The sequence below is a fragment of the Paenarthrobacter sp. NyZ202 genome (assembly GCF_049860755.1).
In the GTDB taxonomy this organism is placed as follows: domain Bacteria; phylum Actinomycetota; class Actinomycetes; order Actinomycetales; family Micrococcaceae; genus Arthrobacter.
Genome location: NZ_CP187556.1, coordinates 4,133,500 through 4,145,275 on the forward strand (window position 1 = coordinate 4,133,500; position 11,776 = coordinate 4,145,275).

Consider the following 11,776-nt stretch of genomic DNA (forward strand, 5'->3'; position numbering starts at 1 on the left):
TGGTCCCCGCTGCGACGGGCGGCCGAGGCCAACAGCTAAGCGCCGCGGGGAACGCTCCACACCCACGGTTCCCGTGGAAGCTCCTCCGGACGGAACCGTGACACAGAAGATTCCAAAGATCCGGGTGGCAGCCCGAGCGACCCCAGGAGCAGGTCCCGCACCTGGTCAGCCGGGATTCCGACGGCGGCGAGGTCGCCCAGCGTCACGGCACCGTCGCGCTTTGCCAGCCGCACGCCGTCGTGGTTCACCACCAACGGAACATGGGCGTATTCGGGGACCGGCAGCCCCAGCAGCGAGGCGAGGTAAGCCTGCCGCGGTGTGGACGGGAGCAGGTCGTCGCCCCGCACCACCTGGTCAATTCCCTGGGCGGCATCGTCCACAACCACCGCCAGGTTGTAGGCAGTCACACCGTCGTTCCGGCGGAGCACCAAGTCATCCACCACGCCCACATAGCGGCCGCGCAACCGGTCCTCAACAGCCCACTCCGTGACGTCGGACCTCAAGCGGATCGAGGCGGGGCGCGAAGCGCGCCGGATCTCCCGTTCAGCGTGCGACAGCTTCCGGCACGTCCCCGGATAGGCACCCTGCGGTGCGTGCGGCGCTGACGGGGCCTCCTGGATCTCCTTGCGGGTGCAAAAGCATTCGTAAGTGAGGCCTTGCCCGGCCAGGCGGTCAATCGCCTCTGCATACAACGCACCGCGCTCCGTCTGACGTACGACGGCGGCATCCCACCCGACGCCGACGGCCTCCAGGTCGCGGAGCTGCCGGGCTTCGGCGCCGGACCGCGCGCGGTCAAGGTCTTCGACGCGCAGCAGGAAGTTTCTCCCCGTGGAGCGCGCAAAAAGCCAGGCGAGAATGGCAGTGCGCAGGTTGCCCACGTGGAGTTCGCCGGAGGGACTGGGGGCAAAACGGCCTGCGGAAGTCATGGTCCCAGCCTATGTGCCGGGCGGCAGCACAAGAGCCCCTCAGCTACCGCAACGGTTCGGTGGCTCAGGGGCTCTTACTGTGCTGCCCGTTTCCGGGCGAGTGCAGAATGACAATGCGTGAACAAGAGTCAATCAGCGGCGGTTTCCTTGCGGGAAACGTCGCAGGACGCCGGGTGGTGTTCCAGCTGCCTGGTGCCGGCAGGATTCCAGCGGTAGCTTCACCCTGCCTCGTTGCCACTATTTCAGCAGGGGGCATACAGTAGGTGCAACAGGAACTGGCTTGAGTAGTCAATCTGACCAGTCCCGGCACGGTTCATCGACAGGAAGTGGTCACTTTGCAGGAACTCGACGCCACAGACCGCCGCATCATGGCCGCACTGGACGAGGATCCACGTGTCCCCATCATGGTGCTGGCGCAGAAACTCAAGCTGGCCCGCGGGACCGTCCAGTCACGGTTGGAGCGTATGACCGCCTCGGGGGCATTGCGCGCCAACAGCAGCCGGGTCCTTCCTTCCGCGCTTGGCCGGGGCGTGGCCGCTGCGGTCAGCGCCGAACTGGACCAAAGCCACCTCAATGAAGCCATAGCCGCACTGCGCGAGATACCCGAAGTTCTGGAGTGCCACGCCCCCGCCGGCGATACCGACCTCATCATCCGGGTAGTGGCCAGGAGCCCCGACGACCTCTACCGGGTGTCCGAGGAGATCCGGCTGTGCCCAGGCATTGTCCGCACGTCCACCAGCATGTTCCTCCGCGAAGTCATCCCGTACCGGACCACCGGACTCCTGCAGGAAAAGGGTTAGACCGGCGGGCCGGTGTTGGTCTTCAGGTTTTTCATCACCAGCGTTGAATTCAACCGCTCAACTGCGGGCAACGCCGCCAACTCGTCGTCGTAAAAGCGCTGGTATGCGGGCAGGTCGGCCGCGATGACCTTCAGGAGGTAATCCGGCGAACCGAAGAGCCGCTGGGCCTCCACAATGTTGGTGCTCGCGGCGACCTTCTCTTCGAAGGCGGCCATGGTGGCCTTGTCCGCCTGGCGCAGCGTGACGAAGACAATCGCCTCAAATCCAAGCCCGACGGCGGCCGGGTCAATGTCCGCACGATACCCACGGATAACGCCGGACTGCTCAAGATCGCGGAGACGTCGATGGCAGGGCGCCACCGTCAGACCCACCTTCGACGCGAGGGCGGTAGCAGTAATCCGCCCGTCTTCTTGAAGGTGACGCAAAATACTTCTGTCGATTCCATCAATCACGCAAGAATACTACTGCAATCCGCAGTCTGGGCAGTAAAAAATGAGAGCACTTTTCGCCCCGTTTTCCCTAGAGTTTTCCTACCAACAAACCCTGGAGAGAACCGTGGACCCGCAGCTGTTTCTGGCCTTCCTCGTCGTGTCAGCCACCCTGGCCTGCACGCCCGGCGTCGACTGGGCCTACTCCATCTCCGCCGGTCTACGCCACACCAGCTTCGTGCCTGCCGTGGCCGGGCTTTGCAGCGGGTACGTGCTTCACACCGCGCTCATGGTGCTGGGCCTGGCGGCACTCCTGGCAGGAGTTCCGGGCCTGCTGGGTTGGCTGACCGTCGCGGGCGCTGCCTACCTGCTGTGTCTCGGCGTCGTGACCCTCCGCTCGTGGCGCGGGGCGAGCTTCAGCGCGGAAGCCGCCGTCGTACCTTCCGGCAGCCGCCTCCGCACCTATCTGCAGGGCGTTGGCACCAGCGGCATCAACCCCAAAGGCCTACTGTTCTTCGTGGCGCTGGTTCCGCAATTCGTAAGCTCCGACGCCACCCTTCCCGTGCCCGTCCAGTCAGGGCTGCTGGGCTTGACGTTCGTGGCCCTGGCCGGGCTTGTCTACACGGGCGTCGCCTTGGCGTCGCGGAAACTGCTGGCTTCACGACCAGGTGCGGCACGGGCGGTGACCCTGGCGAGCGGGATCATCATGGTGGGGCTGGGCGCGGTGCTGCTGGCCGAGCAACTCCTGCCGGTTTTTGCCTAGGCCTACTCGCCCCCGAGGTTCTTGAAGTCGTTCTCCCAGAGCCTGCGCATTTCCTCGTCTTTGCGGATGAACTCCACGGGTTCCAGGTCCGCCGCCGGGGAGGGCCTCATGGAGCGGGGCGTGAGGGAACGGCGACCCAGGTCCAGGGCAAGCAGGGCACGGTCGGTCAGTGCGTCATTTTTCAGCGCCAGGTTGGTCTTCCGCCGTCGGAGGACCTCCCGCAACGCTTGCTGCGCTGAGTCATAGTCACCCCGCGCCCGCTGGGACCTGGCGCGAACGAGCAACAGCGCAGCAGACAGGTCATCGGTGTTGAGGAGCCCCTCAGTCCAGGCCACTACTTCGCGGTGGCGTCCCAGTGCATGCGCTGCCGAACAGCGCGCCAAAGCCGAAGGCAACGACGGCGGCAGCCCCACCACGGCCTGCAGCGCCGAGTCGGTCAGGCCCATCTCGCGAAGGCAATGGGCCAAGGCAAGGAACACGGATTCCTCACTGAACAGGACCGGCACCTCGATGCGCTCCGCAACCTCAACCCGGGTGACCACACGCCCCAGGTACATTGCCGAGAACTGGCTGGCGTCGTCGTCGATCCTGGTGGACAAGCCGCGCCGCAACAGTTCCGACGCCCTGAGATAGCTGCCATGCTTGTACGCCAGAAGTCCGGCCATGACGTGGCAAAGGCCCGCCCATCCCGGGTAGGCGCGGGCCAGGGCAAGCAACGATTCCGGCTCCGTGGAGGTGAAAACGGCGTCGTGCATGGCCTTGGCCGGCTTGCCGGAGAGCATCTTCAGCCGCGGTACCGGACCCGCGACGGACAGCTTGGCGGAATTGCGACCGTTCAGGACGCCGGAAAACGCGTCACCCAAACCGTCAGTCAGGCCGCGGACGGGAGTGCGGACGTACCCTTCCAGGAACGGCGTGAGATCACGGGTGTCGTAATAGAACGACCTGAATTCCCCATTTGAACCATGGCTCATGAACCCATGCTATCCGGCTGTTTCCCCTGCTATCTGCGGCATTTCAGGAGTATTATGGCGGCGTCGGCAAGGTTTTCCGACACCCTTGCCGCAGGCCGGCTCTCCACGAGAAGAGCCGGAAACCAGCGTGAAAGGGAGGACTTATGACCACCGCTTCGCACCCCGCCCATCACCACGCGATGGGCTTAACGCTCCACAACACCGCCATGGGCGTTGGCATTGTATTTCTGCTGGTAGGCATCTTGGGATTCATCCCCGGAATCACCACCAATTACGGCGCCATGACCTTCGCGGGACATGAATCCGGCGCCATGCTGCTTGGAGTTTTCCAAGTGTCGATACTCCATAACATTGTCCACCTTCTGTTCGGCGTAGCAGGTTTGGCCATGGCTAGGAACGCTCGCATGGCACGCCTGTTCCTCCTGGGTGGCGGCGCCGTTTACGTAGTTCTTTGGATCTACGGCTTGGTCATCAACCAGGAAACCGGCGCCAACTTTGTTCCGTTCAACACCGCTGATAACTGGCTGCACTTGATCTTGGGCGTGGCCATGATCGGCCTGGGTGCGTGGCTCGGCAGGGATGCCATGGACGAGACAACAACGGCAAGAAGGGCCAGGTAGCCTTTCCCACGTTGATAACAACGACGGCGGCCGTCCACTTTCGCGGGACGGCCGCCGTTCTGTTGGTCTCACCCGCCGAGGTGGCAGTTAATGGCAGTGTTTGCGCGTCGGATTGTCATTAACTGCCATCTCGGGGTTACTGCGGCGCCGGGCTTACCTCCGTGAAGGTGTTTCCGGTGGAGTACTCGTCCAAGCGCCAGGGATTGGCGTTGTTCCGGACGCTCTCAAAGGTCACGCCGTCGAAAGTTGAGTCCGTGAGCCCCTTGATGTTGGTGGGATTCACATTTCGGAACACCACATCCTGGAACGTGAAGGCGCCCAGGGTGGCCGTCCCTTCGCCCAGGGATGGGCCGGCTTGGATGTCGATCACCGGCTTGCTGTCAGAGACAGCCATGCCGCATGTGGGCGAGTTATTGCCATCCACAGAAACATTCCTGACGGCGACGTTCTTGAAGGTCGCGGAGTCCGCGGCAACATACCCCGACGGCGACTGGTTATAGCTGAGCGTCATGATGAACGCGCTGCTGCCCACGCAGGCCATGGCGGTATCACGGAACAGGAAATCCCGTCCGCCGCCTGCCATATCAGAGGTGCTCTTCATCCGGAGTCCGCCGGTTTCGACCTTGTACATCACGTTGTCCTCGGCAAGGACGCGCTGGACCCACGCCGCCGTATTGGAACCTACAGCAACTCCGCCGTGGCCCATACGCATGTAGTTGTTGAAGATCCACACATCCTCGCTCGGCCGTCCTTGTGCTCCGTACTTGCCCTGTCCGGCAGCGAAATTGACCTGGTCGTCCCCGGTGTCGAAGAAGTTGTTGAGCACCATGCCATTGCTGGTGCCCCCGAATTCCAAGCCGTCACCGTTGTTGGTGTTGTATGTCGTGTGGCGCATGCCGTTCACGGTGGTGTTTTCACTGTCCAGGATCATGACGCCGTGGAAGGCAGGATTGTCGGCTGTGATTCCCTCCAGGTACAGGTTTTCCACACCCACGAAGGTCATCAGGCTGGAGCGATACTGGCCGTACAGCACGGAATCCTCCAGCGTTTCCGGCTTATTGACCACTCCCGTCAGGAACTCCGGGTACTCCTTCGCGCTGCGGAATTGGGCCGCGGCAAGGAGGCCGTCATCCAGCACCTTGCCGGCCGAGCTGGCGACATACTGCGGAAGCACATTTCCGGCTTCGTCCGTGATGGAACCTTCTGCGGTCCGCTTCCAGCCGTTACCGTCCACCACACCCTTACCGGTGATGCGGACCTTCTTCGCGACGGCTCCCGGCTCGCGGCTTTCGGCCGAGCGTCCGTTGTCTGTCGGCAGGATGTTAATCAACGACGGCGGCCTCCGGAAGTTCCGGTACTCCGTTTCGGTGGGCAGGGGGTCCGGGACGGGATAGAGGTAGTAGCCCTTCTCCAGCGGATAGTCCTCAGGCCGATCCGATCCGAGGAGCCGGGCGCCTTCTTCCAGATGCAGCGTCATGTCCGAATGAAGGAACAGAGCCCCCGTTGTGAAGGTGCCCGCAGGAACCACCACGGTGCAGCCGGGGGTACGGCAGGTATCGATCGCTTTCTGAATTGCCGCGGTGTTGAGGGTTTGCCCGTCGCCAACGGCTTTATAGGCCGGATCTGTGATGCTGACTCTATGTGCTCTCGGGGTTGTGGTCACAGTGATGGGGCCACTCACAATCGATTCCGTTCCATCTTCCCTCACCGCCGAGACGCTGAATTGGTAGGCCGTTGTGGGGGCCAACCCGGTCACGGTGAAGTTGTGCGCCACGGTCCTCACGTGGAAACCGTCCCGGTCAGCGGCCCTGAACGCTTCTATGTATTCCTGGGCCGGCGAGTGGATTTTGGCATTTTCCTCAGCTGTTCCCAGCGGCCGCCCATTCATATAGACGCGGTAGTCCACCACATCGGCGTAGTCCGCCGGCTTATTCCACACCAAGAGCGTGCTGCTGTGGTCCGTGGCTTGGGCAGGAACGCAGAGGTTCTGCGGTGCGTTGCCAGTGCCTGCGGTCAGCATGACGCTGCTGCTGGAGCATACGGGGCTGTCCGTCCCGCCGGGCTTTTTGGCCGGTGCCGCGGCAGCCGGCGTTCCAATAGCCGTGAGCGACGCAAGGCCAACTGTCAAAACGGCCGTTCCAAGGCGCGCGCGTTTCGTACGGGCTGTTCGCATGGATGATTCCTTCCCGGGCACAACGATGTGACCCAGTCCTGGAGCGCCCACGGCACTCCGGCACGGACAATCAGGGGCAAGAAAACGTTTTCTCAGAACACCCTAGGAAGGAAGGAGAGTCAGGTCAACCCCGAGCTGGCAGTTAATGACAATGCTGCGGCACGGGATTGTCATTAACTGCCACCTCGAGGGGATCCGTAGGGCCGCTAGGCCAGAGGGCGCCCGCCCAAGCGCGTGGTGACCTTTGCTGCTGCGGCGGCGCACGCTTCGCCAAGGCTGTTCAGGATGTCTTCGGAGACCCTGAATTTGGGTGCGGGGATCAGCACGGACGCCACGATGTCGCCGCGATGGTCGTAGACGGGCGAGGCCACGCCCACTTCCTCAATGGACGTTTCTCCGAAATTGACGGCCCATCCGCGCTTGGACGCTTCCGCCAACCGCCCGACGTACGCCTCAACGGCGTCGTCATCCAGTCCGGGCAACGTGACCGAGCCGCTGCGCAGCAGGCTCCGGACGCGATCGGGATTCTCCCCAGCGAGAAACACCTGCACTGACGAACTGAGAGCTTCGTTGTAGCGCGCGCCGAGTGGAGCAAGGTGCTTCACCTGATGCCGGCTGGGGATCTGCTCAACGCACATGGATTCGACGCCGTTCCACACCATGAGCGCACTGGTCTCACCGGTGCGTTCGGTCAACTCCCGGAGGACCGGATACGCGACGCGGCGCTCTTCAAGTTCCGCCAAGAGGGGGCCAGCCATGGCGATCATTCCCAGCCCCAAGCGGAACCTGCGCGAATCGACGTCGCGCTCTACCAAACCCTCTTGCTCCAAAGTGGCAAGGATGCGCGACACCGTGCTCTTGTGCATGCCGATGCGGCCGGCTATTTCGGTGACCCCGAGCAGAGGTTCTTCGGCACTGAAGCTCTTCAGCACTGCGATGGCGTTGACGATTACTGAGGCGCCTTTGCCTTCGCCGTTGCTGGGAGCATCGTTGGATTCCGCGGGAGTCATGGATTCACTATATTTCGCCGGGTCGCCCGCACCGGAACCGTCTCGCGGGCACGAACCGGACGGCGGCGCGATCGGGCCGGTGGCCACCGTGCACCGTGACCACCGGTCCCATCACTTACGCTCCGATGATGTTGTGCTCGGGGCCGAACGGGAACTTGGTGATGTTCTCCGCACCGTCCTCGCCAACCACCAGAATGTCGTGCTCGCGGTAGCCGCCGGCACCCGGCTGCCCATCCAGGACAGTGATCATCGGTTCCATGGACACCACCATGCCCGGTTCCAGCACCGTCTCGATGTCCTCACGCAGTTCCAGTCCGGCTTCGCGGCCGTAGTAGTGGCTGAGCACGCCGAACGAGTGGCCGTAGCCGAAGGTGCGGTTGGCGAGAAGACCATGGTTGACATAGATCTCGTTGAGCTCGGCGGCAATGTCCTTGCAGACGGCACCGGGCTTGATGAGCTCCAGGCCTCGTTTGTGTACCTCGACGTTGATGTTCCACAGTTCCAGCGAGCGGGCATCGGGTTCGCCATAGAACAGGGTCCGTTCAAGTGCCGTGTAGTAGCCGCTGGTCATCGGGAAGCAGTTCAGGGACAGGATGTCGTGTTCCTGGATCTTTCGCGTAGTTGCCCAGTTGTGCGCGCCGTCAGTGTTGATGCCCGACTGGAACCACACCCATGTGTCACGGATTTCCGAGTTCGGGAAGGTGCGCGCGATCTCGTGGACCATGGCTTCGGTACCGATCAGCGCTACCTCGTATTCGGTGATTCCGGCCTTGATGGCGTTGCGGATTGCCTCGCCGCCAAGGTCACCGATGCGGGCACCGTGCTTGATGACCTCGATTTCCTCAGCCGATTTGATCATGCGCTGGCGCATCGCGGCTAGGGCCACGTCAACGAGCGTCGCGTCGGCGAACGCGGCCTGGATCTTGTTGCGGTTGTCCAGCGGCAGCGAGTCATCTTCGACGCCGATGCGGCGCGGCATGATGCCGCGCGTGCGCAGGACTTCCTGGATGGCATGGATGTAGTTGTCACGCCGCCAGTCCGTGTACACGAGGTTCTCACCGTAGCTGCGGCGCCAAGGCATTCCGGCATCGATATTTGCCGTGATGGTGACCGTGTCATCCTTGGTGACCACCATCCCGTACGAACGGCCGAAGTACGTGAAGAGGAAGTCGGAGTAGTACTTGATGGAGTGGTAGCTGGTGAGGACCACGGCGTCGAGGTCCTTCTCGGCCATGATGCGGCGGAGGCCGGCGAGACGGCGCTCGAACTCGGCATCGGAGAACGTCAGCGAGACCTTTTCGCCGTTGTTGAGGACCTTGAGGCGCTCAAGCTTGGCGACGTCGTTGACAGCCTGGTCTTGGGTGATGGTCATGGGTGTTCCTTTCAATGGGTGTGGTTGTTTGTCAGTCCTGCTGCAGCGGCTTCTTTGACGTTTCTGCTGCGAAGAGGACTGCGATGAGGGAAACGAGGGAGGCAGCCACCAGGTACCAGCCGGGTGCCAACTGGTTGTGGGTCATGCCGATCAGGAGGGTGGCCATGAACGGGGCGGTGCCGCCGAACAAGGCGTTGGAGAGGTTGAAGCTGACAGCAAAGCCGGTGTAGCGGACCTTGGTGGGGAAAAGTTCCGCGAGGAAGCTGGGGAGCGTCCCGTCGTTCAGGGTGAGCATTCCGCCGAGGAGGATCTGCACCAGCACAATCACCAGGAAGTTCCGCGTGTCCAGGAGCATGAACGCCGGCACAGTCAGCAGCGCGAACAGGATGGACGCTGTGAGCAGCATCCGCTTCCGGCCAAACTTGTCCGACGCGATGCCGGTCAGGAAGATGAAGCCGATGTAGCTGGCCAAGGCAATGGTGGTAGCCAGGAACGACTCCGTGGCGCCGAAGCCCAGTTCTTCCGAGAGGTACGTCGGCATGTAGCTGAGGATCACGTAGAAGCCGACGGCATTCAGCAGCACCGCGCCGGTGGCGATGATCAACTGCTTCTTGTAGCGGCGGAACATCGCGAACGCGGGCGCCTTCACCGCATGGTCCTTCTCGGCCAGTTCCCGGAACGCCGGCGTGTCCTCCAGTTTGGTCCGGATGTAACGGCCGATCAGGCCCATCGGCGCGGCCAGGAGGAACGGAAGGCGCCAACCCCACTCGTTGAGCTGCTCAGCGGTCATCAGCGAACTGAGGAGGGCGGCAAGCAACGATCCCAGCAGCAGTCCCGCTGCGGTACTGGCAGGCACGACGGCGGCATACAGTCCGCGCCGACCGGCCGGCGCGTATTCCACCAGGAAGGCGGAAGCCCCGGCATACTCACCTGCCGCGGAGAATCCCTGGACCACCCTGACCAGCAAAAGCAGGATCGGAGCCATGACGCCGATCGTGGCGTAGCCGGGGATCAGGGCGATGCAGAACGTAGCGACCGACATCATCAGAATGGAGAGGCTCAGCGCCTGCTTGCGTCCGATCCTGTCGCCGATATGGCCCCAGATGAAACCACCGATTGGCCGCACAAAGAAGGAGATCGCAAAGACGCCGAACGTTGCCAGGAGTGCGGTCTGCCGATCGGACTCAGGGAAGAAGACGGTCGAGATGATGCCTGCGAGGTAGCCGTAGACGGCGTAGTCGAACCATTCGACAAAGTTGCCGATGAAGCTGGCGGTGACGACGCGTCGTCGCGTGTCCCTGCTGACTCGGCTTTTCGGATTGGAAGCAGCGGTTGCCACTGAGGATGTTTCGTTAGTCATGGATCCACCAAAATCTTTGGGGTTGCATTCAACGCAACACTGTTGCACCAGAGTATGTGTGACCTGCGGCACGGTCAAGGTTTACCTGGAACAGAATATTGCGACGAAACCGATCTAGGGCAACACAACAGCCGGAGCAGCTAAGCCGAGCGGCGAGTTGTCATACGTGAGACCCTGTTGCGCCATGTGAGCCTGAAACGCAACGTTCTCTCACCAAAACCCCACTCGGGCGCAACGCTCTGCCACCAAAACCCCACCCCGGCGCAACGCTCTCTCACCAAAACCCCACCCCGGCGCAACGCTCTGCCACCAAAACCCCACCCCGGCGCAACGCTCTCTCACCAAAACCCCACCCCGGCGCAACGCTCTGCCACCAAAACCCCACCCCGGCGCAACGCTCTCTCACCAGCCCGGCAGCTGAGGTACCTGCTGCGACCAAGCGAGTGCCGCCGTCGAGCATGGGCCGACCAACCCGCGCACGGACAGTGAGAGAGCGTCCCCAAAAACGACACGAAAGGTGAGAGAGCGTCCCTAAGAAACGGGAAAAAGGTGAGAGAGCGTCCCCAAAAAACGGGAAAAAGGTGAGAGAGGGGTTAGAGGACCTTGCGGATGGTCTCTTCGAAGCTCACTACGTGGTGCGTGGCCAACTTGGCGGCCAGCTCTTCATCGCCGTCGGCAATGGCCGTCAGGAGTTCGGCGTGCTCGGAGATGTGCCCGGAAACGGAGGGCATCTTTTCCAGCATGTGGCACCAAATGCGGGTGGCCAGGTTGTCGTAGCGGATCAGGACGTCCTCAAGGTGGGCGTTGGCCGAGGCCTTGTAGATGAGCCGGTGCACCTGGATGTCATAGCGCATGAGCTCCTTGGAGGAAGCATCCTGGCCTTCAAGCTCACGGATGGCCGCGGCAACATCACGAAGCTCGGAACGCATGGCAGGGCTGGCCATTCGGGCGGCCTTACGCGAGGCAAGGGGTTCCAGCAGTTCACGAATTTCGGAGACCTCCGCGAGCTGGGTGATGTCCACCCCGGTCGCGAAGGTGCCGCGGCGAGGGTAGGACACCACGAGGTGGTCACTCTCCAGCCGCTTGATGGCCTCGCGGACAGGCGTGCGTCCAATGCCGAGCTCGGCCGCGATCTGACCGTCATTGATGGGGTCGCCGGGCTTGATATCCAGCATGATGAGCCGGTCGCGCAACAGCAGGTAGGCATTTTCCGCCAGGGAGCTGCCCTGCGGTGCCGATTCCAACGCTTCCAGTGCTGTGCTCATGACTCTCTTCCCGTGGCCGTAAAGCGGTCTGCCGGACGAGTTTTGACCGACCCGTTGACGACTATGTGACGTTCAACATACTATG

11 protein-coding genes are annotated in these 11,776 nt (G+C 62.5%); 3 read left to right on the forward strand and 8 right to left on the reverse strand.

What is annotated here, in order from left to right; translation table 11 throughout:
• Positions 1–35: 35 nt before the first annotated feature.
• Positions 36–926 carry a tRNA glutamyl-Q(34) synthetase GluQRS gene (gene gluQRS / locus ACPFL9_RS19145; protein WP_426004564.1) on the reverse strand — a complete coding sequence of 297 codons (891 nt, stop codon included), beginning with the start codon at positions 924–926 and terminating at the stop codon, positions 36–38.
• Between the two features lie 335 nt (positions 927–1,261).
• On the opposite strand from gluQRS, the gene ACPFL9_RS19150 reads away from it, so the two are divergent.
• Positions 1,262–1,726 (forward strand): Lrp/AsnC family transcriptional regulator, encoded by a 465-nt coding sequence (locus ACPFL9_RS19150; protein ID WP_426007614.1) that lies wholly within the window; start codon positions 1,262–1,264, stop codon positions 1,724–1,726.
• Here ACPFL9_RS19150 and ACPFL9_RS19155 read toward each other — a convergent pair.
• Positions 1,723–2,178 carry an Lrp/AsnC family transcriptional regulator gene (locus ACPFL9_RS19155; RefSeq protein WP_426004565.1) on the reverse strand — a complete coding sequence of 152 codons (456 nt, stop codon included), beginning with the start codon at positions 2,176–2,178 and terminating at the stop codon, positions 1,723–1,725. The two genes, ACPFL9_RS19150 and ACPFL9_RS19155, sit on opposite strands and share 4 nt — an antisense overlap.
• 103 nt (positions 2,179–2,281) lie before the next feature.
• Here ACPFL9_RS19155 and ACPFL9_RS19160 point away from each other — a divergent pair, with 103 nt between their 5' ends.
• Entirely contained in the window at positions 2,282–2,917 is a 636-nt protein-coding gene (locus tag ACPFL9_RS19160; RefSeq protein ID WP_426004567.1) for a LysE family translocator, read from the forward strand.
• A 2-nt stretch (positions 2,918–2,919) separates the two neighbouring features.
• Here ACPFL9_RS19160 and ACPFL9_RS19165 read toward each other — a convergent pair whose 3' ends face one another.
• Positions 2,920–3,891: a tetratricopeptide repeat protein gene (locus ACPFL9_RS19165; protein WP_426004568.1), complete on the reverse strand. Its 972-nt coding sequence runs from the start codon at positions 3,889–3,891 to the stop codon at positions 2,920–2,922.
• A gap of 143 nt (positions 3,892–4,034) precedes the next feature.
• Here ACPFL9_RS19165 and ACPFL9_RS19170 point away from each other — a divergent pair, with 143 nt between their 5' ends.
• On the forward strand, positions 4,035–4,511 hold the full coding sequence (locus tag ACPFL9_RS19170; protein WP_426004570.1) for a DUF4383 domain-containing protein: 477 nt from the start codon (positions 4,035–4,037) through the stop codon (positions 4,509–4,511).
• A gap of 136 nt (positions 4,512–4,647) precedes the next feature.
• On the opposite strand, the gene ACPFL9_RS19175 is transcribed toward ACPFL9_RS19170, so the two are convergent.
• The 5 genes from ACPFL9_RS19175 to ACPFL9_RS19195 all read right to left on the reverse strand — a co-directional run bounded on the left by ACPFL9_RS19175 (position 4,648) and on the right by ACPFL9_RS19195 (position 11,691).
• Positions 4,648–6,684 (reverse strand): glycosyl hydrolase family 28 protein, encoded by a 2,037-nt coding sequence (locus ACPFL9_RS19175; protein WP_426004572.1) that lies wholly within the window; start codon positions 6,682–6,684, stop codon positions 4,648–4,650.
• Between the two features lie 206 nt (positions 6,685–6,890).
• Entirely contained in the window at positions 6,891–7,694 is an 804-nt protein-coding gene (locus tag ACPFL9_RS19180; RefSeq protein WP_426004574.1) for an IclR family transcriptional regulator, read from the reverse strand.
• Positions 7,695–7,809: 115 nt separating this feature from the next.
• Positions 7,810–9,066, reverse strand: a complete 1,257-nt coding sequence (locus tag ACPFL9_RS19185; protein ID WP_426004575.1) for an aminopeptidase P family protein — start codon at positions 9,064–9,066, stop codon at positions 7,810–7,812.
• Positions 9,067–9,097: 31 nt separating this feature from the next.
• The gene (locus ACPFL9_RS19190; RefSeq protein ID WP_426004576.1) at positions 9,098–10,426 is read right to left on the reverse strand and encodes an MFS transporter; all 1,329 of its coding nucleotides are present in this window, start codon (positions 10,424–10,426) and stop codon (positions 9,098–9,100) included.
• 593 nt (positions 10,427–11,019) lie between these two features.
• Positions 11,020–11,691, reverse strand: coding sequence for a GntR family transcriptional regulator (locus ACPFL9_RS19195; RefSeq protein WP_426004578.1), 672 nt, complete (start codon positions 11,689–11,691; stop codon positions 11,020–11,022).
• Positions 11,692–11,776 lie beyond the last annotated feature (85 nt).

Bases quoted from the DNA above. Each gene is read 5' to 3' on its own strand.
- gluQRS (WP_426004564.1), bottom strand. From the start codon at position 926: ATGACTTCCGCAGGCCGTTTTGCCCCCAGTCCCTCCGGCGAACTCCAC.
- ACPFL9_RS19165 (WP_426004568.1), bottom strand. From the start codon at position 3,891: ATGAGCCATGGTTCAAATGGGGAATTCAGGTCGTTCTATTACGACACC.
- ACPFL9_RS19170 (WP_426004570.1), top strand. From the start codon at position 4,035: ATGACCACCGCTTCGCACCCCGCCCATCACCACGCGATGGGCTTAACG.
- ACPFL9_RS19175 (WP_426004572.1), bottom strand. From the start codon at position 6,684: ATGCGAACAGCCCGTACGAAACGCGCGCGCCTTGGAACGGCCGTTTTG.
- ACPFL9_RS19180 (WP_426004574.1), bottom strand. From the start codon at position 7,694: ATGACTCCCGCGGAATCCAACGATGCTCCCAGCAACGGCGAAGGCAAA.
- ACPFL9_RS19185 (WP_426004575.1), bottom strand. From the start codon at position 9,066: ATGACCATCACCCAAGACCAGGCTGTCAACGACGTCGCCAAGCTTGAG.
- ACPFL9_RS19190 (WP_426004576.1), bottom strand. From the start codon at position 10,426: ATGACTAACGAAACATCCTCAGTGGCAACCGCTGCTTCCAATCCGAAA.
- ACPFL9_RS19195 (WP_426004578.1), bottom strand. From the start codon at position 11,691: ATGAGCACAGCACTGGAAGCGTTGGAATCGGCACCGCAGGGCAGCTCC.